The following is a 22,471-nucleotide window of genomic DNA, read 5'->3' on the forward strand; positions in this document are numbered from 1 at the left end:
ATCACTGGGGGCAAAACACGCCCTCACGGTGATTGGAAAAGCACCCGGTTGATTCGTTGAGCCGGAAGTCCATCGAACCGACGTTGGGGTGAGTCATCTCGAACGAGAGGATGCGACCTTCGGAATCGCGCACGGCGGTGTAGGCCCACTCGCGATCCCCGCGATTGCCGAGATAGCGCACGTGCTCATTAGAAACGAACTGGAGCCGCCAATCCGGATGCTCACGGTTGACGTAGGTTTTCTGCTCACCGCCGCCGCAGGCGCTCACTGCGATCAGCATCCCCGGTAGTGCGACCTTTGCAACTATGCCTTTGGCCATGATGGCTCCCTCCGACCTCAGTTGGTTGATGAGCGGGCTTTGGAATGGTCGACCTTGAAAGTCTTGATGGTGTTCTCAAGAATTTCTAAAGCCGTAACGGAGGGGGAACGAGATGCACGGCAGCACTTCATCTCGGCGGCGCAGACGCCTTTGGAAATTCGCGGGAGCGGAATTCGACGAGGCGAGCTGGGCGCTGCGTGTCGATGGTCAGTCGGTTGCGCTTGAGGGCAAGCCCCTTGAAGTGCTGCACGAACTTCTGCTGCGTGCGGGCGAGGTCGTCACCAAGGAAGAAATCCTTGATGCTGTCTGGCCGGGCGTTTCGGTGGTGGAAGGGTCGCTGCCGACCGCCATTTCCAAACTGCGCAAGGCATTGGGGGAGCGGCAAGACAACATCATCGAAACTGTGCCGCGCGTCGGCTATCGCCTGACGTGCTCCGTTACCGTCGAAAGCGTGGAGTCGCCGCTCGCGCCGCGCTTCACTTTTGCGCCGAAGGACGCGGTTCCAGGACGCAAGCAATGGAAGCTCGAAGGTGCACTAGGTGACAGCGGGGCCCTAGATGTCTGGCTCGCGCGCCATGACAAAACGGGTGAACAGCGCGTGTTCAAGTTTGCCGACGCGCCAGATCGCCTGCGCGCGCTGAAGCGCGAAGCGGCGCTCTCTCGCGTGGTGTTCGCGGGCCTTGGGAAGGCTGCGCCATTGCCAGCACTTCTGGAGTGGAACTTCGACACTTCGCCCTATTTCCTTGAATACGTCTATGGCGGGCATGACCTGATCGCGTGGGCCGACGTGGCGGGCGGCCTGTCTTCCATCCCGATGGCAAAGCGGCTGGCCGTGGCGGCGGATATCAGCCGCGCCGTTGCCGAAGTTCACGGCCTTGGCGTGCTGCACAAGGATTTGAAGCCAGCCAATATCCTGATTGACGACGGCGAGCATGGCGCAATGGTCAGGCTGGCTGATTTCGGCAGCGGGCGTTTACTCGACGATACCGCGCTAGACAGCTTCCGGATCACCGATCCGGGGTCGCTCAATGCCGATCTCGGCAAAGACGAGCCGCGCTCTGGCACGCTCGCCTATCGCGCGCCCGAACTTCATGGCGACACCCTGCCGACAGCCAAGAGCGATATCTATGCGCTCGGCTTGATCCTCTATCAGTTGGTGGTGGGCGACTTCACGGCGGCGCTCGGTCCGGGATGGGAAGACAACATTTCCGATCCAATCCTGCGCGACGATATCCGCCAAGCTGCGGAGGTTGCGCCTGAGCGCAGGTTGGAAAGCGCTGCCGATTTGGCGCACCGCCTCGAACATCTTGACGAGCGACGACAGATTGCGTCGCAGGAGGCGCAACGTGCGGCCTTCCTCGCGGAACAAATGCAACAGGAGGAGCGCAGGCGAATGCGCCGCCCGTGGATACGGGCGGCGGTTGCCAGTCTGGCGTTGGGTTTGATCGTCTCCACGATTTTTGCGGCCTATGCGTGGTCGCAACGCAATCAAGCCATCGCCGCACGGGAGTTGGCTGACACCGGCTACACCTTCATTGCTGAAGATGTGCTCGCTAGCCCCGATCCCGCACGCTCAAGCGCCGAAGAAACCGTAATCGACGCCATCAAGCGCGCCAGTCGCAACATCGATCCGCGATTCACCGGTTCCCCTGCTGTCGCTGCGCGCCTGCATCTGGCCGTTGCACGGGCCTTTCACGGACGATCAGATTTTGACACGGCGCGCGCTGAATATGCGCGCGCTGCTCAATTGTTTGCGCAGGCGGGCGAGACGGACAGCGACGATGCGGTGCTGGGGCGTCTCAACCGCATTCAGATGGAGTCGACATCGGGCCAGCCCGACCGTCTCGAAGAGGCGGGACGGCTGTTGGAACAGGAACGCCAGCGCCTTGCCGCGCGCGGTAACAGCGGCAGGGTTGGCTTTGCGTTGGCGCAGGCCGAAGGCGCCTATGGCTATATGGCGGACATCGACCTTGCCGAGCGCGCATTCCGTCGCGCTGTCACCATCGGCCAAGCTGCGGGATCGGGCGTGCAACCTGCCCAGCTTCTCAAGGCGAAATCATCGCTCGCCCTGACCCTGATGCGCCTTGGCCGACCGCAGGACGCCGAACCCATCGCCCGCGCAATCATCACCGAGTCCGAAAAGGTGCGCGGCGCGGACCATCCCGACACGCTCGTCACGCGGCAGCATTGGCTCAACGCTCTATCCATGCTGGGACGACATGAAGAGGCGCTGCGCGGCAGTACGCCGTTGCTAGCTGCGATGCAGGCCCGCTTTGGCGAAAACCACCGCTTCACGCTGGCGCTGCACTCGACCCGGTTTGAGAGTTATGCGGCGCTGGGACGCAATGATGAGGCCGCGCGTGAAGCTGAGCGTGTTTGGCGGGGCGCATCCGCACAAGCAGGCGCGCAATCCCACCAGGCCCTCGTTGGTCAGATAGATTATGCTTCTGCCTTGTGCCGGACAGCGCAGCGCGGTCGCGGCGTAGCCGTTGCACAAGATGCCCTTTCATCGGTGCGGCGAGCCTTTGGCTCAGATTATCCGCTGACGCATACGATCCGCTATTACGCAGCGGAATGTCTGATAGCCAACCGTCAGTTCGCGCAGGCGGGCGCGCTGCTCGAAGGTCTCGACAGGCAGAAGGTGGGGGAGTTGATCGGACAGGCTGAGTTCGGTGCAATGGTCGATCTCGCACTTGCTGAAATCGCCCTTGCGCGTGGTGATCACACGACAGCACAGCGATCGTTCGATGCTGCTCATGGCGTCTTGCGCACCACACAGGATCAGGCCGTCAAGAATAGAGTGGAAGCGCTGCAGCGTGCGCTTGCTTAATTCGCCAGAAAGCAGGGTCTTCGTCCCGTATCCTCTGGATCGCGACGGGTGAGAATACGAAACGATGACAAGACGCGGGCAAGGGGGTGCTTGAGGCTCGGCGCACCTTTTCCCATGCCCGCTTGGCCGGAGTCACGACCAGAGAGCGCCAGCGGCGCGTCGTGATTCCGGCAACGCCAAGCCTGTTGCATCTGCCATTCGAACTCGATGGCTGAACCTAGTCCTCAGGCTCATCCACCGCCGCACCCGCGGCCGCCGCGGCGGGCTTCGGACAGGCGCATTTCGGCCTGGCCTTGCGTGGCTTTGGCGCGGTGGTCAGGAACTCGGCGCGGCTCAGCGCGCCCGACTTGTCCTTGTCGGCACCGGCGAATTTGGTGGTGGTCTTGATCGCCCACTCGTCGAAGCTGAGCTTGCCATCGCCATTGGTGTCGAGCTTGGCGAACGCCTTTTTGCGCGGCGCGAGATATTCGTCGCGGCTGATCGCATCGTTCCTGTCCTTGTCATAGCGGTCGAAGCGCTTCTGCTCGCGGGTCCTGGCCGATGCACTGGGCGCTTCCTGAGGAAGGCCCTCCTCTTCCACCGGTTCGGCGACGGCCGTTGGAGCGCGAGGCACCAGGGGCTGCTGCGCCGCACTCCCGCGAAACAGGAACATCGCCGCCACCCCCAGCAGCAATGCCGCGCCCGCCCCCACGAAATACCGCCACATAGGCCCGTCCCCCGCCGTCTTGACGTCAGGCTAGACCCGATCGGCCATCACCGTCCAGTCAGCCGGTGCCAGAGCAGCCTGCCGACGCGGCGCGGCGATCCGATCGGGGTGGGCGCATCGGCGGGCAATGCCAGATCGAGCCGCGCCAGATGCGCCATCGCGCCCAGCGCCCGCCCCGCCCGGCTCCAGCGGCGGCGCGCGGCGCGATCCAGCAATGGCTGCGCCTGCCGCCGCGCCTCGCCAGCCTCCTCGGCCTCCTTGAGGTTGCGGGCGAGATCGGCGAGCGCCCAGCCCTGCCCGGCTTCGATCAGCGGGTCGTTTGCCGCGCCCAGCGCTTTGCCGGCGGCGGCGAACAGCGTGCCCCGTCCTTCGCCGAAGCGCCGCAGCGCGTCCGCGTCGAGCCGGTCCTCCTCGACCAGTACTTCCCAGCCATGGACGATAGGCACCAGCGAGAGACCGGTGACGCCATGCGGCAACATCTGCCCGGCGAGCGCCCGCAATACCGGCTCGGCCGGCGGCTGCGCCGTATCGAGCCGCTCAAGCGCTTCGCGCCACCAGGCGAGCCGCATCTGCCCCAGCGCCGGCTCGCTGGTCGTCCGCAGCAATTGCGCCAAGGCGTCGTCGAGCGCGAGCAGCGCCGCCAGCGCGGGCGCTCCGGCACCGGCATAGCTGAGGATCAGGCCGCGTTCGGGGTTGTTCGGCGTCATACCGTTCGGGGCCCGTAACATCCGGTTAAGCCTGCGGATTGACCGGAAATTAACGCAACGTCCCCCATAGCCGTGCCCGATCGGGGAAGAGGGTTTCGGATGTCTGCATCGGCGCATCGCAAAAAACAGGGCGCGCGCGGGTTTCTCAACCGGTTGGCGCGTGACCAGCGCGGCAATACGCTGGCGATGATCGCGGTGGCGCTGATTCCGCTGATGGGCATTGTCGGTTCGGCGGTGGACACCGCGCGTCTCTACGTGGTCAAGGTGCGTTTGCAACAGGCCTGCGACGCCGGTGTGCTCGCCGGGCGCAAATTCATGGCCACCAGCGGATCGACCACGCTCGACGCCAACGCGACCACCCAGGCGCGGAACTTCTTCAACAATAATTTCAAGGCGGGCCTGTTCGCCTCCTCGACCGTCAGCTTCACGCCGAGCAAGACAGCGGACAATCAGGTCGCCGGCGCGGCGAACGTGACGGTGCCGATGACGCTGACGTCGATGATGGGCTTTGGCGCCAGCACCGTGTCGGTCACGTGCGAGGCGCGTTACGACGTGGCCGATGTCGATATCATGTTCGTGCTCGATACCACGGGCTCGATGGCCTATGCCGCCACCGATACGAACATGAGCGGCCAGTCCGTATCGTCATACACCCGTAGCGACGGCACTACCGGCTATTACACCGCCGAGAAGAGCAATGCCCGCATCAAGGCGCTGCGCACCGCGGTGCTCAATTTCTACGATACGCTGGCGGCGTCGGCCGATTCGACGACCAAGATCCGTTACGGCTTCGTTCCCTACACCTCGACGGTGAATGTCGGGAAGATCATCCCGAGCAGCTACATCCTCAACGGCACCTATAATTATTCGACGCGCGTCCCCATCGACAAGACGTCCGGATCGGCGACGGATGCGTCCACCACCTGGACGAATCAGGCGAATTGCAACGCCAAGGCCGGGCGCACGCCGGAAAGCGGCTACAACAGCTGGGGCCAGTATACCGTCAAGACGGTCAAGAGCTGGACCTCATCCAACAACGGCACCTGCGTCGTCACCAGCCAGACCTATCAGCTATATTACCGCTTCGGCAGCCTGCCGGTCGACGTCTCGCAGTTCGTGCTGGGCGGCTGGGTGAACGATCCGAGCACGCCGGGCGGTTCGACCAGCAAGTGGCAGGGCTGCATCGAGGAGCGAGACACCACGGCCTCTTCGTCCTTCAGCCAGAGCTCGCTGCCCTATGATCTCGACCCGGACCTCGCCGCCACCGACGACGCGACCAAATGGCGCCCGATGTGGCAGGACCTGATCTATGAGAGGAACAACCGGACCGGACCGATCGATGTTATCAGCACGACCGCTGAAACCAGCAACGCCTATGAGAGCATCGCCGGCAAGTCGAACCTGGGTTATGTGAGTTGCGGCAAGGAGGCACGGCGGCTGGGCGTCATGACCCGCAATGATATTTCGAACTTCCTCAACGATCCCGATTTCCGTCCGATGGGCGGCACCTATCACGACACCGGCATGATCTGGGGCACCCGCTTCCTGTCGCCGACCGGCCCCTTCGCGGCGGATACCGCCGCCTGGCCAGGGCGCAAGACCCCGATCCGCCACCTCGTGTTCATGACCGACGGCGAAATGGCGCCGAACCTCGATATCTATGGCATGTACGGCTATGAACGCTACGACAAGCGCGTGACGGGCAACAGCCCTTCGACCCAGACCGACCGGCACAATGCGCGCTTCCTGGCGGAGTGCGAAGCGGCCAAGAACCGCAACATCACCGTGTGGGTCATCGCGTTCGGGCAGGGACTGACCTCCGAACTGCAGCAATGCGCGTCGAGCTCGGGCAACGCCTTTACCGCCGCGAGCGACACCGCGCTGAACAACGCGTTCCAGACGATCGCCTCGCGCGTCGCCATGCTGCGGATTTCGAAGTGACGCTCCGGGCGCGTTTCACGCGGCTGTTGCGCGATCGGCGCGGCGTGGCCGTCACCGAGTTCGCGATCCTCGCGCCGGTGCTGATGGTGACGCTGATGGGACTGATGGACCTGTCATTCCAGGCCTATACCCGCGCGGTGCTGGAGGGAGCGATCCAGAAGGCCGGCCGCGATTCGGGCATCGAGGGCGCAACCGCCACCGAGATCGACGCCAAGGTGACGGCGGCGGTAAAGCAGGTCGCCAACCGCGCTTCGGTGACGTTCGATCGCAGGAGCTATTCGACGTTCGGCAACATCAAGGCCGAGCGCTTCACCGATACCAACGGCAACGGCATCCGCGACCCCAACGAATGCTATGACGATGTCAACGGCAACGGCATGTGGGATGCGGATCCCGGCAAGACCGGACAGGGCGGCGCCAACGACGTGACGCTCTACACCGTCACCGCCACCTATCCGCGGATGTTCCCGCTGGGCGCGCTGCTCGGCTGGTCCTCGACCGAGACGATCTCGGCCAAGACCCTGCTCAAGAACCAGCCCTACGCTACGCAGGCAATCCCGACCGTGGTGACGCGATGCTCATGATGAAACGCTTCCTGCGCCGCCTGCGGGATGACAGGTCGGGCACGGCGCTGCTCGAATTCGCGCTCGGCCTGCCGCTGTTCCTGACCGCGGGGCTATGGGGCGTTGAGCTGACCAACCTCGCCATCACCAACCAGCGGCTGAGCCAGCTGGCGCTGGAACTGGCGGACAACGCCTCGCGCGTCGGCCTCTATAGCGGCCAGGCGACGGTGCAATTGCGCGAGGCGGATATCAATGACGTGCTGCAGGCGACGCGGCTCCACGGACAAAGCATCAATCTGACCGAAAACGGGCGGGTGATCCTGTCGAGCCTGGAAAATGTCGGCGGGACCCAGCGCATCCATTGGCAGCGCTGCATGGGCAGGAAGAGCGGGGCCGGATATGATTCCAGCTACGGCACGACCACAACCACCGCCGGCACGACCACCAACAGCTCGGATGCCGGCACGCTTGCCGCCAGCGGCATGGGCGATGCCGGGGCGATGGTGAATGCACCCAACGGATCGGGCGTGATGTTCGTGGAGGTGAATTATCTGTACACGCCACTGGTCGGCAATGGCTGGTTCGCCTCGCCGCAGCGGCTCCACTACATCGCCTCGTTCATCGTCCGCGACAATCGCGATTTCGCGCAGATCTATAACCCGACGCCAGCGGCGACGCGATCGACCTGCAATTTGTACAACGCGTGATGTGAGAGAGGCGGCCCGTTTCCGGACCGCCCCCGCCGCTCACTTGCCGGGCGTCTCGATCTTGACGTCGGCGTCGATCTTCTTGGTCTCGCCGCTCATCAGGCTGGTCCCGAACAGCACGTAGAGGATCGCGAGGATCGCCACGATCCCGACGATCACCGCAATCGCGGTGCCCGCACCGCCACCGCCGCCGGCATCGACGACCGTAACCTTTTCATCCGACATCCAAGTCACTCCCTGTTGCCAAGCACGCCTAACCTGCGAGCGCCGCAAGGAGTTCCGTTGCGCTAGCGGTACGTCACCTTCTTGACCGTCGCGACGACCTTGGCCGCATCGATCAGCGCCAGCTTTTCGAGATTGGCGGCATAGGGCAGCGGCACATCCTCGTCCGTCACGCGCAGCACCGGGGCGTCGAGATCATCGAAGCCCTGCTCCATCACCACCGCGGCGATCTCGCTGGCGATCGAGCAGGTCGGCCAGCCTTCCTCGACCACGACGACGCGGTTGGTCTTCTTGAGGCTCTCCAGCACGGTCGCGGTATCCAGCGGGCGCAGCGTGCGCAGGTCGATGACTTCGCAGTCGATACCCTCGCCCGCCAGCGTCTCGGCGGCTTCGAGGCTGACGCCGACGCCGATCGAATAGCTGACCAGGGTCACGTCCTTGCCGGCGCGGACGATGCGGGCCTTGCCGATCGGCAGGACATGATCGTCGAGCTTGGGCACGTCGAAGCTGCGGCCGTAGAGCAGCTCGTTCTCTAGGAAGACGACCGGGTCTTCGCTGCGGATCGCGGCCTTGAGCAGCCCCTTGGCGTCGGCCGCGTCATAGGGCGCGATGACGATCAGGCCGGGGACGCTGGCGTACCAGGGGCCGTAATTCTGCGAATGCTGCGCGCCGACGCGCGACGCCGCACCGTTCGGGCCGCGGAACACGATCGGGCAGCGCATCTGGCCGCCCGACATGTAATTGGTCTTCGCGGCCGAATTGATGATGTGATCGATCGCCTGCATCGCGAAGTTGAAGGTCATGAACTCGACGATCGGACGCAGCCCGCCCATCGCCGCACCGGTGCCGATGCCGGCAAAGCCATATTCGGTGATCGGCGTGTCGATGACGCGTTTGGCGCCGAACTCGTCGAGCAGCCCCTGGGTGACCTTGTACGCGCCCTGATATTCGGCGACTTCCTCACCCATCACGAAGATGCGGTCGTCGGCGCGCATTTCCTCGGCCATCGCGTCGCGAAGCGCCTCGCGGACGGTCGTCTTGACCATCTCGGTGCCTTCCGGGATCGCCGGATCGGAAACCGTCGCCGCCTTGCTGCTGGCGAGCTGCTGGGTGCCGCTCTCAGCCTTTTTCGGGCCGCCATCCTCGCCGGCGGCGGGCTCGGCCTCCCTGGGTGCCTCGGCCTTCGGAGCCTCGGCAGCGGGCGCCGGGGTCGAAGCGTCTTCGCCCTCGCCGGCGATCGTCGCGATCACGGTGCCGACCTTCACATTATCGGTGCCCTCGGCGACGAGGATCTTGGTGATCGTGCCCTCGTCGATCGATTCGAATTCCATCGTCGCCTTGTCGGTCTCGATCTCGGCGAGGATGTCGCCCGACTTGACCGTGTCGCCTTCCTTGACGAGCCACTTGGCGAGCGTGCCCTCTTCCATCGTGGGCGACAGCGCCGGCATCTTCAGTTCGATCGCCATCTCAGTACGACTCCACCAGCACGTCGGTATACAATTCGGCCGGATCGGGCTCCGGCGTCGATTCCGCGAAATCCGCGCTTTCGTTGACGATCTTGCGGATCTCCTGCTCAAGCGGCTTGAGATCGTCCTCCTTGACGCCGAGCGCCTCGAGCTCGCGCTTGACCGCCTCGATCGGGTCCGACTTGTCGCGGACCGACTGGACCTCTTCGCGGCTGCGATATTTGGCGGGGTCCGACATCGAGTGGCCGCGATAGCGATAGGTCTTCATCTCGAGGATGATCGGGCCCTTGCCGGCGCGGACCCAGGCCAGCGCCTCCTCGGCAGCGCCACGGCAGGCCAGCACGTCCATGCCGTCGACCTGGATGCCGGGGATGCGGAAACTCTCGCCGCGCTTGTAGAGCTGATCCTCGGACGAGGAGCGATTGACGCTGGTGCCCATCGCATATTGATTGTTCTCGATCACATAGATGATCGGGAGCTTCCACAGCTCGGCCATGTTGAAGCTCTCATAGACCTGGCCCTGGTTCGACGCGCCGTCGCCGAAATAGGCCATCGCGACGCCGCCATCCTCGCGATATTTGTGCGCGAAGGCGAGGCCGGTGCCGAGCGAGACCTGGGCGCCGACGATGCCGTGGCCGCCATAGAACTTCTTCTCGGTCGAGAACATGTGCATCGAGCCGCCCTTGCCGCGCGAAATGCCCGCGCCGCGCCCGGTCAGCTCGGCCATGATCACCTTGGGATCGATGCCATAGGCCAGCATGTGACCATGATCGCGATAGCCGGTGATCACCGAATCCTTGTCGCCATCGAGGCCCGACTGGAGACCGACCGCGACCGCTTCCTGGCCGATATAGAGGTGGCAGAAGCCGCCGATGAAACCGAGGCCGTAAAGCTGGCCGGCCTTCTCCTCGAAGCGGCGGATCAGCAGCATCTGCTTGTAGAAGTCGAGCAGCTCCTCCTTGGAAGCCTTGTACCGCTGCGGCTCGCTAGGGCGCTCGCGATTGCTCTTGGCGGGTTCGGTCGTTGCTTTCTTCGCCGGCGTTTTTGCCACGATCAGGAAATCCTATCCCGGGGAGGTGATGCCCGGGCCTATAAGCTCGTTACAGGTCCGGACGCAACGTCAACGCGCGCGGCGCTGCGCCGTTCAAATCATCGCGCGCGGCTTATTTCTTGAGCGGGATAATCACTTCGTCGGGGCGAACGACGTTGAGCTGCTTGCGCGCAAGCTCGTCGACGAGATCGGGATCGGCGCCGCGCTTCGCATCGAGCAGATCGACGCGGTTCTTGAGCTCGGCGCGCTTCTTGTCGAGCGCGGCATATTTGAGCTGCTCCTGCTGGAGCTCGGTCTTGAACTCCTTGGCGGCGACGACGCCGGTCGGGCCGAGCACGGCGTTATAGCCGAAAAAGCCCATCGCGATCAGCGCGGCGGCGGGAAGCCCGGCGCGGCGGAGCAAGGTCTGAATCGGAGAAGCGGTACGCGACATATAGTGATTCTTGCTTAACCTTGTTCGTTAGGCAAGGCCGTAGTGTGCCTGAATGCGTGGTGAAGGGCGATTTTCGCTCACTGCATCCAGCCGTCATCCCGGCGAAAGCCGGGATCCAGGGCCGTAGGTACATCCAGAGCAATGCAGGCGAACGCATGATTTTAGTCCGGCAGTCGCAGCGAGGCCAGGTAACGGGACACACGCTGGATCCCGGCTTTCGCCGGGATGACGATTACGTGGTGAAGGGACGCGATTACTTCAGAACCGACCGCCCCGCATAGACCGCCGCGTCCCCCAGCTCTTCCTCGATGCGGATGAGCTGGTTGTACTTGGCGAGCCGGTCCGAGCGGGCCAGCGAGCCGGTCTTGATCTGCCCGCAGTTCGTCGCGACGGCGAGATCGGCGATGGTCGCATCCTCGGTCTCGCCCGAGCGGTGCGACATCACCGCGGTGTAGGACGAGCGCTGCGCCAGCGAGACCGCCTCCAGCGTCTCGGTCAGCGTGCCGATCTGGTTGACCTTGACCAGCAGCGAATTGGCGAAGCCGCCGTCGATGCCGCGCTGGAGACGCCTGGGGTTGGTGACGAACAGATCGTCGCCGACGAGCTGGACCTTGTCGCCGAGCTTGTCGGTCAGCGCCTTCCACCCATCCCAATCGTCCTCCGCCATGCCGTCCTCGATCGAGAAGATCGGATATTTGCCGCACAGGCCGGCGAGGAACTCGACATTCTCGGCGCTGGAGAAGGTCTTGCCCTCCCCCACCATCCTGTACGCGCCGTCACGATAATATTCGGTCGCGGCGCAATCGAGCGCGAGCATGACGTCGTCGCCGGGCTTGTAGCCGGCAGCCTCGATGCTGCGCATGATGAAGTCGAGCGCGTCGGTGGTCGAGCTGAGATTGGGCGCGAAGCCGCCCTCATCGCCGACGCCGGTGGCGAGGCCCTTTTCGTGGAGCTTCTTCTTGAGCGTGTGGAAAATCTCCGAACCGCAGCGCACCGCCTCGACGATATTGTCGGCGCCGACCGGCACGATCATGAATTCCTGGAAGTCGATCGGATTGTCGGCATGCTCGCCGCCATTGATGATGTTCATCATCGGCACCGGCAGGACGTGGGCGTTGACGCCGCCGACATAGCGATAGAGCGGCAGGCCGCGGGCATCGGCGGCGGCCTTGGCGGCGGCGAGGCTGACGCCGAGAATGGCGTTGGCGCCGAGGCGGCCCTTATTCTCGGTGCCGTCGAGCTCGATCATCGCCCGATCGAGATCCTTCTGGTCCTCGGCATCGAGCCCGAGCACTTCCTCGGCGATCTCCGAATTGACGGCGTTGACCGCTGCTTCGACGCCCTTGCCGAGCCAGCGCGACGGATCGCCGTCACGCTTCTCGACCGCCTCATGCGCGCCGGTCGACGCGCCCGAGGGCACCGCGGCGCGGCCGAAGCTGCCATCTTCGAGCATCACGTCCACCTCGACCGTGGGGTTGCCGCGGCTGTCGAGAATCTGGCGGGCGTGGATGTCGATGATTGCGGTCACGTAACGGGCTCCCTACGTATGGCATGAAGGATTGCGCGGGCCTCTAACCGCTCGCGCCCCTATTGGCTAGTTTATGGAACCAGCAAACGAGGCCGTGGTTGTTTCGGGCAAGACATGGAGGATTTTCAGCATGGTTGACCAAACGAAGAGTGGCCCGACGGTGAACGAGACGCTGACCGAGGAGCCGGCAGCGGCCGGCACGGCTTCGGCGAAGCCTAATCCGGCGGAGCAGATCCGCGATGCCGCCGGCAAGCTCGGCAGCGAAGCCGCCGACCGCGCCCGTGCCTTTGCCGGCGAAGGCAAGGAACGCGCGACCGGCGCGCTGGATGAGGTCGCCAAGATGTTCGAAGGCGCGGCGAGCGACGTCGACGCCCGGCTGGGCGAGCAATATGGCCAATATGCCCGATCGGCGGCGCAGGGCATCTCGAATTTCTCGGAGAGCCTGCGCGGCAAGGAAGTCGACGATCTCGTCGCCGATGCCACCGCCTTCGTGAAGAAGAGCCCGGTGATCGCCGTCGGCGCCGCCGCCGCGATCGGCTTCGTCATCGCCCGCCTGATCAAATCGGGCATCGACGCCACCGCCGATGCCGGCGACCCCGCCCCCAAGGCGTAAGGGGCCCGACCGGGGGTGAGCGAGCCGCATCCTGACGAGGAAGGCGCGAAGGACCAGGCGCTGGGCGATCTGCTCGGCCGGCTGGTCGAGGACGGCAAGGGCTATGCCCAGGCCGAACTCGGCTATTACCGGACGCTGGCCCGCGCCAAGCTGCGCGACGCGCGGGCGGCCTTGTGGATGGGCGCGGTCTCGCTCGGGCTGCTCTCGGCGGCGATGGTCGCGCTCACCGTCGGGCTGGTCATGACCCTGGCGCAATATGTCGGGCCCGGCTGGGCGACGCTGCTCGTGGTCGTCGCGATCAGCGCGATCGCCGGGGTGATGGCCCGCCTCGCCTGGGTGCAGGTCAAGCGTATCGTCGGGGAAAAGCCATGAGCGCGAACCCGCACGACGTCATCGCCGCGCAGGAACAGGTCGATGCCGCCCGCAACCGCCTGTTCGGGACGCTGGCGCAAGTGCAGGATCGACTCAAGCCCTCGCATCTCGCGCAGGACGCCATCGAAAGCGCCGCCCACGGCGTCGGCAGCATCGCCCGCAAGGGCGCCGAGGCGGTCCGCAGCCGCCCGCTCGCCACCGCGGGCTTCGCCGGCATGATCGGGCTGATCATGGCGCGCGGCTGGATCGGCGATATTGTTCGCGGGCGTCATGAAACTCCCGACGCGAACAGGAGTTCGAAGGAAAAGGCCAGACGGCCCGCGAAGAAAGGATCCGCCAAATGACCACCGCCACCCGCAAGCCCGCAGACGACAGCGTCAACCCGATCGCTCTGGTCGCCGGCGGCGTCGCCCTCGGCGTGGTGATCGGGATGCTGCTGCCGCGCATCGACAAGGAGCGCGAGCTGCTCGATCCGATGGGCCAGAAGCTCGCCGACCGCGCCACCGCGGCGATCGGCGCCGCGAAAGAAACCGGGCGCAGCGAGATCGAAGCGCTGCTGCCTGACCGCGACACCGCCAAGGACAAGATCGGCGCCCTGTTCGGCAATGTCATCGACGCCGCCAGGGGCGCCGCCGCCGAGAAGGCGTAAATCGGCATACGGTCCCCGGCGAAGGCCGGGGTCCGGTTGGTACGGTCGCCGTAACGATGCGTGCGCTCTGCAACTTTAGCATTGCACCTGGGCCCCGGCCTTCGCCGGGGAACCGAACCATATAATATGCCTGATTAGGGGTTGAGCGTTAAGCCGCGACCGTGAGGGTTGGTATCAGCCCACGGCAACGGCCGTGACGGAGCGTATTTTGCCGCACAGGTAGGAACTAGGAGGAAGCGATGGGCATCCATCGTGACCGACGACGTGACGCCGCTGTGCGGCAAAATACGCCCGCCGCGAAGCGGTCGTTCAGCAGGTTCCGTTGGACAGCGTCACGCTGCTTGCGCGTAGCACCGCTACGCGACTGCGCAACCTTCATTGCCAGCGGAGCCTGCTGAACGATCACGGCCATTGCCGTGGGCTGATACCAACCCTAAAGGCCTGCGCCGAACGCTCTTCCCCAGGAGGCTCATTTGAGCAAATTGCATCTCGTCTTCGGCGGTCGCGTGACCGATCCCCAGACGCTCGATTTCAAGGATCCCGCCAGCCTCGACGTGGTCGGCATCTTCCCCGACTATGCCGCCGCCGAAAAGGCGTGGCGCGGCGCGGCGCAGCGTACCGTCGACGATGCCGAAATGCGCTATGTGGTGGTGCATCTGCACCGGCTGCTCGATCCCGAGACCGGCCAGTCCAGCTAGGCTTTGCGCCAGCGCAGGGCGAGCAGCGGGCGGGCGAGCAGCATACCGACAATCAGCCCGCCGATCGGATCGACGATCGTCACCGAGACCTCGAAGCTCTGCGCGGCGACCGCGAACAGCGCCTGCACGACCAGCCAGAAAAAGGCGAGCACGCCGATCTGCGCCCAGCGGCTGAGGTTCTGCGGCACCGGCAGGCCGCGCGGCACCCCGTACAGCGTCATATAGGCACCGATCATCGCGAACAGCGACGGCGCGCAGCCGCTGCTGGGCATGGGCGAGGAGAAGGTCAGCGCCAGCCGCGCCAGCGCACCGCCATAGGCGCCGGCGACGAACAAGATGCCGAGGCCGGCCGGCCCGATCGATTTCTCGACGAAGCGCCCCGTGATCAGCAGCAGCACGCCATTGAACACCGCCGAGACCACGTCATAGGGCAGGAACGCCGAGGCGAGCGGCGACAGCCAAGAGCGCAGCGGGTCGGTCTGCCAGGCGCCGGCGGCGAATTCCGCGGGGATGAAGCCGAAGGCCAGCGCCGCCCGCGGCAGCCCAAAGGCCAGCGCCGAGAAGATCGCCGCGAACGCCAGCAGGGCGATCAGCGCATCGGTGAATCTTCCGCGCGGAAGGTCCATCGCGTCAGATGAACTCGATCTTCGAGACCAGATAATAGCGGTCGCCGGCCGGAACCGAGACTTCGACCTCTTCATCGGCCTTGCGCCCGATCAGCGCGCGGCCGATCGGCGAATTATACGAGATGCGGCCCTTGCTGGCATCCGCCTCGGTCTCGCCGACGATCTGGTAGCGCAGCGGCTTGTCGTCCTCGTCGAGGAGCGTGACGGTGGCGCCGAACACGACCTTGTCGCCCGAAAGCTCGCTCGGCTCGATGATCTGGGCACGGCTGAGCTTGCCCTCGATATCGGCGATCGTCGCCTCGTTCTGGCCCTGCTGCTCCTTGGCGGCATGATATTCGGCGTTTTCGGAAAGGTCGCCATGCGCGCGCGCTTCCTCGATCGCGTCGACAATCAGCGGCCGCTCGGTCTTGAGACGTTTCAGCTCCGCCTGGAGCTTCTCATAGCCCTCTTTGAGCATCGGCATCTTGTCGACCGTCGCCATCACCTACGTCCTTCAATATCCCAGACCCAAGCGTCCCACGTTCGGAACGCCCGCGCACTTCCATCGATTGGGGGAAGATCAATTGTGCGGCTGCGAATAATAGGACTGGAGGGGCCGGACTGCAAGGCTTTGCCCCAAAAGCGCCTGAATTGCCCGCGCCGCGGCGACGCTGGCCTGCGCCGTGGTGAAATAGGGAATCTTCAGTCCCAGCGCCGAGCGGCGGATATCCGAGCTGTCCTTGAGACTCTGCCAGCCTTCGGTGGTGTTGAAGATGATCGCCACGTCCCCATCGACGATGCGGTCGACGATGTGCGGGCGGCCCTGCGCCACCTTGTTGACGTCGCGGACCGCAAGGCCATGCTCGCGCAGATATTCGGCGGTGCCGGCGGTGGCGATGATGGTGAAGCCCATCTCCGCCATCAGCTTGACGCCGGGCAGGATCACCGGCTTGTCGGTATCCTTGACGCTGACGAACAGGCAGCCGCTTTCGGGCAGCACGGTGCCGGCGCCGAGCTGGGCCTTGGCGAAGGCCATCGCGAAATTGCTGTCGATCCCCATGACTTCGCCAGTGCTCTTCATTTCCGGTGAGAGCACCGGATCGACGCCGGGGAATTTGTTAAACGGGAAGACGGCCTCCTTCACCGCGATATAATCGATGTTGCGGTCTATCTTGGGCAGATTGGCGAGCTTCTCGCCCGCCATCACCCGCGCCGCGATCTTGGCGACCGGCGCCCCGATCGCCTTGGCGACGAACGGCACGGTGCGGCTGGCGCGCGGATTGACCTCTATGAGGTAGACCAGCCCGTCCTTGACCGCGAACTGGATGTTCATCAGGCCGACGACGTTGAGGGCACGGGCCAGCGCCTCGGTCTGCTTCTCGATCTCGGCGATGATATCGGCGGGCAGGCTGTAGGGCGGGATCGAGCAGGCGCTGTCGCCCGAATGGACCCCCGCTTCCTCGATATGCTGGAGCACACCGGCGACGACGACATCGGTGCCGTCGCAGATCGCATCGACATCGACCTCGACCGCGTCGCGCAGATATTGATCGATCAGCACCGGCGAATCGCCCGAGACCTGCACCGCGGTCTGGATGTAATCGTCGAGCTGCTGGAGCGTATCGACGATCTCCATCGCGCGGCCGCCGAGCACATAGCTGGGGCGCATCAGCACCGGGAAGCCGATCCGCTCGGCCGCCGCCACCGCCTCGTCGCGGCTGCGGGCGAGGCCGTTGAGCGGCTGACGCAGGCCAAGCTTGGCAACGAGATCGGCGAAGCGCTCGCGGTCCTCGGCGAGATCGATCGCGTCAGGCGAGGTGCCGAGGATCGGAATGCCGGCATCGGCCAGCGCCTGGGCGAGGTTGAGCGGGGTCTGGCCGCCGAACTGGACGATCACCCCGGCCAGTTCGCCCTTCGACTTCTCGATTTCCAGGATTTCGAGGACGTCCTCGGCGGTCAACGGCTCGAAATAGAGGCGGTCCGACGTGTCATAGTCGGTGCTCACCGTCTCCGGGTTGCAATTGACCATGATCGTCTCATAGCCGGCATCGCCCAGCGCGAAGCAGGCATGGCAGCAGCAATAATCGAACTCGATCCCCTGCCCGATCCGGTTCGGCCCGCCGCCGAGGATGACGACCTTCTTGCGGTCGCTGGGGGCGGATTCATTCTCGGGCTCGCCGAAGCTCGGGGCTTCGTAGGTCGAGTACATGTACGGCGTCCTGGCATCGAACTCCGCGGCGCAGGTGTCGATGCGCTTGAAGACGGGACGGACGCCGAGCTTGTGGCGCAGCGCGCGGACATCGGCCTCGGTAACGCCACCGGTCATCGCGCGGGCGACCTCGCCGATCAGGCCATGGCTGCGCGCCATCTGCTCGGACCCCGCGCGCATGTTGACCGACTTGAGCGCGAGGAACGCCAACCTTTTGTCGCTGAAGCCCATGGCTTTCAGGCGGCGCATGCCCGCGGCATCTTGCGGCAGGCCGTTGCGGCAGACTTCCTCCTCGGCGGAAACGATCTCGGCGATCCGTTCGAGGAACCAGGGATCATAGGCGGTCAGCGCGTGGATCTCGGCGACGGTGAAGCCTTCGCGCAGCGCCTGCGCGGCGATCAGCAGGCGATCGGGCGAGCGGACGGCCAGCTCGGCCTCGATCTGGTCGCGGGGAGCGCCGGCGAGTCGATCGACATTGTTGAAGCCGCTCAACCCGGTCTCCAGCCCGCGCAGCGCCTTCTGCATCGATTCATGGATGTTGCGGCCGATCGCCATGACTTCGCCGACCGACTTCATCGCCGTGCCGAGCGTCGCTTCCGCACCCTTGAACTTTTCGAAGGCGAAGCGCGGGATCTTGGTGACGACATAATCGATCGTCGGCTCAAAGCTCGCGGGCGTCGCGCCGGTGATGTCGTTGTCGATCTCGTCGAGCGTGTAGCCGACCGCCAGCTTGGCGGCGACCTTGGCGATCGGGAAGCCGGTCGCCTTCGAGGCCAGCGCCGAGGAGCGCGAGACGCGCGGATTCATCTCGATGACGACGAGGCGGCCATCCCTGGGATTGACCGCGAACTGGACGTTCGACCCGCCTGTTTCCACACCGATCTCGCGCAGCGTCGCGATCGATGCGTTGCGCATGATCTGATATTCCTTGTCGGTCAGCGTCAGCGCCGGGGCGACGGTGATGCTGTCACCGGTATGCGTGCCCATCGCATCGACATTCTCGATCGAGCAGATGATGATGGCGTTGTCCGCTTTGTCGCGGACCACCTCCATCTCATATTCCTTCCAGCCGAGCAGCGATTCCTCGATCAGCACTTCGGTGGTCGGCGACAGGTCCAGCCCGTTGCGGACGATGGTCAGGAACTCCTCGCGATTATAGGCGATGCCGCCGCCCGAACCGCCCATGGTGAAGCTGGGGCGGATGATCGCCGGCAGGCCGACCTTTTCGAGACCTTCGAGCGCTTCGGCTTCGCTATGGGCGATGGCCGAACGTGCGGATTCGAGACCGATTCGCGTCATCGCATCCTTGAACTTGAGCCGGTCCTCCGCCTTGTCGATCGCCTCCGCATCGGCGCCAATCATGATGCAGCCGAACTTCTCTAGCGTGCCGTCATTGGCGAGCGCCAGCGCGGTGTTGAGCGCAGTCTGCCCGCCCATCGTCGGCAGGACGGCGTCGGGGCGCTCCTTCTCGATGATCTTGGCGACCACGGCGGGAGTGATCGGCTCGACATAGGTGGCGTCGGCCAGCTCGGGATCGGTCATGATCGTCGCCGGGTTCGAATTGACCAGGACGATGCGATACCCCTCTTCCTTGAGCGCCTTGATCGCCTGCGTGCCCGAATAATCGAACTCGCACGCCTGGCCGATGACGATCGGCCCCGCGCCGATGACGAGGATCGAGGAGATGTCGGTACGTTTGGGCATTAGCTACTCTTGCGCTCGATAGTGACCAAGGGCGGCTGCACGAACGTCCCAAGGCAGTTAAAGCTCTGGTCGGAGAGGCCAGCCAGCCGTACTTCCAACCGCACAATGTCGTCGGCGTCATGCGCGACGCCGTTTGTCTCCAGCTTCCACGATTGCAAACCGCATTTCTTGGCAACGAAGACGGCATATCCAGACGCATTTTCGAACTGTGGAGCCGGATCGGGCGGTTGCTGCGTCTGATGCAAACCTACCGGCTTAACGTACTGCAGAACGATCAAATCCGCCTTTTTGTGATAGGAGGCATAAAGCCGGCCGCCCACTGCGGCGATCGAGACGACAGCCGCCCCGGCTGCGAAGGGCCTGAGCCACGCCCGACTCAAGCCATCATCCCCGCAAACCGCTCGAAAAGATACAGGCTGTCCTGCGGTCCCGGGCTGGCCGTCCGATCCGCAAGAAGCCCGCGGAAGCTCAACGCCGCCTCGGCTCGCGGATCGCCTTGGGGGCCAGCACTTCGGCATCGTCGGGCAGGCTGCGGACGCTGCGGACGTTCTTCATCGACGCGACCATCACCCGCACCGTCACCGTGCCCAGCTGCCCGTCGCGCGCCTTGTGGAACAGCATCAACTCGTCGGAACGGAAGCCGCCCGGCGGGAAGGTGTACATGCTCGCCGCTGCCGCGCCGTCGGTCGGACTGATACGGATATGCTCGATCTTGAGCTTGTCGGCCTCCGCGTCGACCTTCGCCACCTCGGTCTCGTCGCCTTGGGCGATGATGCCGAGCAGCACCAGCGGGGAACGATCGGATTGGCGCTCGACGAAGATCACCTGGCCGCTTTGCATCGGCATGATGATCGCGGGCGGTGCGGGGGGAAGATCCAACGGCATCTCAGCTCTCCTTGCGCATATTGCTTACGAACTTCTCGAACAGATACAGACTATCCTGCGGTCCCGGGCTAGCCTCAGGGTGATATTGCACCGCGAAGGCGGGCCGGTCGATCAGTTCGAAACCGGCGTTACTGCCGTCGAACAGCGACACATGCGTCTCGCGGGCATTGGCGGGGAGCGTTTCGCCGAGCACCGCGAAACCATGGTTCATGCTGGTGATCTCGACGGCGCCATCGCTGAGCCGCTTGACCGGATGGTTGGCGCCGCGATGGCCCTGGAACATCTTGCTGGTCTCAGCCCCCACCGCCAGCGCAATCAGCTGGTGGCCGAGGCAGATGCCGAACACCGGCTTGCCGCTCTCCAGCATCTGGCGGATCACCGGCACGGCATATTCGGCGGTCGCGGCGGGATCGCCGGGGCCGTTGGAGAGGAAGAAGCCGTCAGGTGCGAAGCTCATCGCCTGCTCATAGGTCGCGGTGGCTGGGAGGACGGTGACCCTCGCGCCGGCCTGCACCAGATTGCGGAAGATGTTCTTCTTCGAACCGTAATCGATGGCGACGACGTGAGGTCGATTGTCGGCTACGCCGACGGGCGGGCGGCCATCCTCCCGCCCTTTCCCGCCATAGCCGAAGCCCAGCCGCCACACCCCGCCTTCCCAGCCGAAATGGGTCTCGGTGGTGACGGTGATCGCCAGGTCCATGCCCTCCAGTCCGGGCCATTCGCGGGCCATCTGGAGGAGCATCGGAATATCGAACTCGCCGCTCGGGCTGTGCGCAATGACGCCGTTCGGCGCGCCGCCGGCACGGATGCGGCGGGTCAGCGCGCGGGTGTCGATGCCCGACAGGCCGATGCGGGCGTGCTGCTTCATCCAGCTATCGAGGTGCTGGTTGCTGCGGAAATTGCTGGGTTCGGTCACATCCTCGCGGACGATCATGCCGAGCGCGTGGGGCTGGTCGGCTTCCACATCGTCAGCATTCGCGCCGACATTGCCGATATGCGGAAAGGTGAAGTTGATGATCTGGCCCGCGAAGCTCGGGTCGGTCATGATCTCCTGATAGCCGGTCATCGCGGTATGGAAGCACACCTCGCCGACCGCCTGCCCCTCTGCGCCGAAGCCGCGGCCCCACACCACGTCTCCGCTGGCCAGGACCAATACGCCGGTCGCTCCTGCAGGCACGGGATAGGGATTGGCGTCGGCCATTTCGAAGTGGCGCTCCATAAATGTGGCGGCGATGTCGCTAAGGGGTGGCGGCTAGACCCCCTGCCCGGTGGCGTCAACCGCCTCGCGGGTCTATCAGCGGCTAATTCCGATTCATCGAGAGAGAAAATGATCCGAGACGATATCAAGGCGGCGCAAATCGAAGCGATGAAGGCCGGCGACAAGGCCGCGCGCGGCGCGATCAGCCTGATCCAGGCGGCGGTGAAGAACCGCGACATCGAAGAACGCACCAAGGCGCAGCCGATGGAGGATGACGCGCTGGTCGTCGAGGTGCTGCAGAAGATGGTCAAGCAGCGCCGCGAATCGATCGAGATGTACACGAAGGGCGGCCGCCAGGAGCTGGCCGATGCCGAGGCTGCCGAAGTGGCGGTGATCGAGCGGTTCCTGCCGAAGCAGCTGAACGCCGAGGAAACCGCGGCGGCGATCGAGGCGATCAAGGCCGATCTCGGCGCGAGCGGCATGAAGGACATGGGCCGCGTCATGGCCGAGCTGAAGGCGCGCCATGCGACCGAGCTGGATATGAGCAAGGCGAGCGCCGCGGTGAAGGCGGCGCTGAGCTGATGAACGACGAGGCGCCTGACTCTGCGCTCCCCCTCCCTTCCAAGGGAGGGGGCCGGGGGGTGGGTGCTTCGTTATCACAGAGCAAGCAGCGGATGCGGGCATTCGCCAAGGAACTGCGCCACAATCCGACGCCGATGGAGGAGAGGCTGTGGCAGCGCCTGCGCGCGTCACAGCTTGAGGGGCTCAAGTTCCGATTCCAGCACACGATCGAGCCGTGCATCGTCGACTTCTGTTGTGCGCGAATTGGTCTGGTGGTTGAGGTCGATGGCGACACACACAACGCCGACAAGGATCGGGACCGCGATATCGGGCTTGGCCAACTGGGTTATACGGTGGTGCGTTTTACCAATCATGAGGTCGTGACCAACATTGACGGCGTACTTGAGACGATAGTGGCTCGGGCGCGTGATCCTGGCGTGCGTCAATGGAATCGAGGGGTCACCCACCCCCCGACCCCCTCCCTTGGAAGGGAGGGGGAGTAAA

At 64.6% G+C, this 22,471-nt stretch carries 25 protein-coding genes; 11 read left to right on the plus strand and 14 right to left on the minus strand.

The genetic code is table 11. The features are described 5' to 3' along the window. Nucleotide 1 precedes the first annotated feature (1 nt). Nucleotides 2–319: a hypothetical protein gene (locus KF730_RS08650; RefSeq protein ID WP_294093898.1), complete on the minus strand. Its 318-nt coding sequence runs from the start codon at nucleotides 317–319 to the stop codon at nucleotides 2–4. 112 nt (nucleotides 320–431) lie between these two features. Between KF730_RS08650 and KF730_RS08655 the strand changes: the two genes are divergently transcribed. Continuing rightward, nucleotides 432–3,149 (plus strand): winged helix-turn-helix domain-containing protein, encoded by a 2,718-nt coding sequence (locus tag KF730_RS08655; protein ID WP_294093899.1) that lies wholly within the window; start codon nucleotides 432–434, stop codon nucleotides 3,147–3,149. Nucleotides 3,150–3,366: 217 nt separating this feature from the next. Here the strand turns inward: KF730_RS08655 and KF730_RS08660 are convergent, their stop codons facing one another. Together KF730_RS08660 and KF730_RS08665 are read right to left on the minus strand one after the other, a co-directional pair. Further along, nucleotides 3,367–3,855 (minus strand): EF-hand domain-containing protein, encoded by a 489-nt coding sequence (locus KF730_RS08660; protein ID WP_294093901.1) that lies wholly within the window; start codon nucleotides 3,853–3,855, stop codon nucleotides 3,367–3,369. Nucleotides 3,856–3,902: 47 nt separating this feature from the next. Continuing rightward, nucleotides 3,903–4,583: a squalene/phytoene synthase family protein gene (locus KF730_RS08665; RefSeq protein ID WP_294093903.1), complete on the minus strand. Its 681-nt coding sequence runs from the start codon at nucleotides 4,581–4,583 to the stop codon at nucleotides 3,903–3,905. Between the two features lie 78 nt (nucleotides 4,584–4,661). Here KF730_RS08665 and KF730_RS08670 point away from each other — a divergent pair, with 78 nt between their 5' ends. From KF730_RS08670 to KF730_RS08680, 3 genes are read left to right on the plus strand one after another with little or no spacing between them, the layout of a single operon-like run. Next, complete coding sequence (locus KF730_RS08670; protein ID WP_294093905.1) at nucleotides 4,662–6,503, plus strand: TadE/TadG family type IV pilus assembly protein; 1,842 nt, start codon at nucleotides 4,662–4,664, stop codon at nucleotides 6,501–6,503. Continuing rightward, nucleotides 6,500–7,087, plus strand: coding sequence for a TadE/TadG family type IV pilus assembly protein (locus tag KF730_RS08675; protein ID WP_294093907.1), 588 nt, complete (start codon nucleotides 6,500–6,502; stop codon nucleotides 7,085–7,087). Before KF730_RS08670 ends, KF730_RS08675 begins: the two co-directional genes overlap by 4 nt. Then, complete coding sequence (locus KF730_RS08680) at nucleotides 7,084–7,773, plus strand: TadE family protein (protein WP_294093909.1); 690 nt, start codon at nucleotides 7,084–7,086, stop codon at nucleotides 7,771–7,773. Before KF730_RS08675 ends, KF730_RS08680 begins: the two co-directional genes overlap by 4 nt. A 39-nt stretch (nucleotides 7,774–7,812) precedes the next feature. Here the strand turns inward: KF730_RS08680 and KF730_RS08685 are convergent, their stop codons facing one another. The 5 genes from KF730_RS08685 to eno form a co-directional block, all read right to left on the minus strand. Continuing rightward, on the minus strand, nucleotides 7,813–7,998 hold the full coding sequence (locus tag KF730_RS08685) for a hypothetical protein (RefSeq protein WP_294093911.1): 186 nt from the start codon (nucleotides 7,996–7,998) through the stop codon (nucleotides 7,813–7,815). A 62-nt stretch (nucleotides 7,999–8,060) separates the two neighbouring features. Then, nucleotides 8,061–9,461 (minus strand): pyruvate dehydrogenase complex E1 component subunit beta, encoded by a 1,401-nt coding sequence (locus KF730_RS08690; protein ID WP_294093913.1) that lies wholly within the window; start codon nucleotides 9,459–9,461, stop codon nucleotides 8,061–8,063. Between the two features lies 1 nt (nucleotide 9,462). Next, nucleotides 9,463–10,512: a pyruvate dehydrogenase (acetyl-transferring) E1 component subunit alpha gene (gene pdhA, locus KF730_RS08695; RefSeq protein ID WP_294093915.1), complete on the minus strand. Its 1,050-nt coding sequence runs from the start codon at nucleotides 10,510–10,512 to the stop codon at nucleotides 9,463–9,465. 112 nt (nucleotides 10,513–10,624) lie between these two features. Further along, nucleotides 10,625–10,945, minus strand: a complete 321-nt coding sequence (locus KF730_RS08700) for a septum formation initiator family protein (protein WP_294093917.1) — start codon at nucleotides 10,943–10,945, stop codon at nucleotides 10,625–10,627. Between the two features lie 253 nt (nucleotides 10,946–11,198). Then, on the minus strand, nucleotides 11,199–12,473 hold the full coding sequence (gene eno / locus KF730_RS08705; protein ID WP_294093918.1) for a phosphopyruvate hydratase: 1,275 nt from the start codon (nucleotides 12,471–12,473) through the stop codon (nucleotides 11,199–11,201). 130 nt (nucleotides 12,474–12,603) lie between these two features. Between eno and KF730_RS08710 the strand changes: the two genes are divergently transcribed. The 5 genes from KF730_RS08710 to KF730_RS08730 all read left to right on the plus strand — a co-directional run bounded on the left by KF730_RS08710 (nucleotide 12,604) and on the right by KF730_RS08730 (nucleotide 14,805). Then, nucleotides 12,604–13,086, plus strand: coding sequence for a hypothetical protein (locus tag KF730_RS08710; RefSeq protein WP_294093920.1), 483 nt, complete (start codon nucleotides 12,604–12,606; stop codon nucleotides 13,084–13,086). Nucleotides 13,087–13,101: 15 nt separating this feature from the next. Beyond that, a complete protein-coding gene (locus KF730_RS08715) occupies nucleotides 13,102–13,458 on the plus strand; it encodes a phage holin family protein (RefSeq protein WP_294093922.1) in 357 nt (118 codons plus the stop codon). Further along, nucleotides 13,455–13,802, plus strand: a complete 348-nt coding sequence (locus KF730_RS08720; protein ID WP_294093924.1) for a DUF3618 domain-containing protein — start codon at nucleotides 13,455–13,457, stop codon at nucleotides 13,800–13,802. Before KF730_RS08715 ends, KF730_RS08720 begins: the two co-directional genes overlap by 4 nt. Next, nucleotides 13,799–14,107, plus strand: a complete 309-nt coding sequence (locus tag KF730_RS08725) for a hypothetical protein (protein ID WP_294093925.1) — start codon at nucleotides 13,799–13,801, stop codon at nucleotides 14,105–14,107. The genes KF730_RS08720 and KF730_RS08725 overlap by 4 nt, the downstream gene beginning before the upstream one ends. A 473-nt stretch (nucleotides 14,108–14,580) precedes the next feature. Beyond that, nucleotides 14,581–14,805: a DUF4170 domain-containing protein gene (locus KF730_RS08730; protein ID WP_294093927.1), complete on the plus strand. Its 225-nt coding sequence runs from the start codon at nucleotides 14,581–14,583 to the stop codon at nucleotides 14,803–14,805. Here the strand turns inward: KF730_RS08730 and KF730_RS08735 are convergent. The 6 genes from KF730_RS08735 to carA form a co-directional block, all read right to left on the minus strand. Then, nucleotides 14,802–15,431, minus strand: a complete 630-nt coding sequence (locus KF730_RS08735; RefSeq protein ID WP_294093929.1) for a rhomboid family intramembrane serine protease — start codon at nucleotides 15,429–15,431, stop codon at nucleotides 14,802–14,804. The two genes, KF730_RS08730 and KF730_RS08735, sit on opposite strands and share 4 nt — an antisense overlap. 4 nt (nucleotides 15,432–15,435) lie before the next feature. Further along, a complete protein-coding gene (greA, locus tag KF730_RS08740) occupies nucleotides 15,436–15,912 on the minus strand; it encodes a transcription elongation factor GreA (protein WP_294093932.1) in 477 nt (158 codons plus the stop codon). Between the two features lie 78 nt (nucleotides 15,913–15,990). After that, nucleotides 15,991–19,323, minus strand: a complete 3,333-nt coding sequence (gene carB, locus KF730_RS08745; RefSeq protein ID WP_294093933.1) for a carbamoyl-phosphate synthase large subunit — start codon at nucleotides 19,321–19,323, stop codon at nucleotides 15,991–15,993. Then, nucleotides 19,323–19,703, minus strand: a complete 381-nt coding sequence (locus KF730_RS08750) for a hypothetical protein (RefSeq protein ID WP_294093934.1) — start codon at nucleotides 19,701–19,703, stop codon at nucleotides 19,323–19,325. Before KF730_RS08750 ends, carB begins: the two co-directional genes overlap by 1 nt. An 88-nt stretch (nucleotides 19,704–19,791) precedes the next feature. Further along, a complete protein-coding gene (locus KF730_RS08755; protein WP_294093935.1) occupies nucleotides 19,792–20,208 on the minus strand; it encodes a hypothetical protein in 417 nt (138 codons plus the stop codon). A 1-nt stretch (nucleotide 20,209) separates the two neighbouring features. Further along, nucleotides 20,210–21,409 (minus strand): glutamine-hydrolyzing carbamoyl-phosphate synthase small subunit, encoded by a 1,200-nt coding sequence (carA, locus tag KF730_RS08760; protein ID WP_294095813.1) that lies wholly within the window; start codon nucleotides 21,407–21,409, stop codon nucleotides 20,210–20,212. A gap of 126 nt (nucleotides 21,410–21,535) precedes the next feature. On the opposite strand from carA, the gene KF730_RS08765 reads away from it, so the two are divergent. Further along, the gene (locus KF730_RS08765) at nucleotides 21,536–21,988 is read left to right on the plus strand and encodes a GatB/YqeY domain-containing protein (protein WP_294093936.1); all 453 of its coding nucleotides are present in this window, start codon (nucleotides 21,536–21,538) and stop codon (nucleotides 21,986–21,988) included. Continuing rightward, on the plus strand, nucleotides 21,988–22,470 hold the full coding sequence (locus tag KF730_RS08770; protein ID WP_294093938.1) for an endonuclease domain-containing protein: 483 nt from the start codon (nucleotides 21,988–21,990) through the stop codon (nucleotides 22,468–22,470). The genes KF730_RS08765 and KF730_RS08770 overlap by 1 nt, the downstream gene beginning before the upstream one ends. The last annotated feature ends 1 nt before the right edge of the window (nucleotide 22,471 follow it).

Source organism: Sphingomonas sp. (genome assembly GCF_019635515.1).
Taxonomy (GTDB): domain Bacteria; phylum Pseudomonadota; class Alphaproteobacteria; order Sphingomonadales; family Sphingomonadaceae; genus Sphingomonas.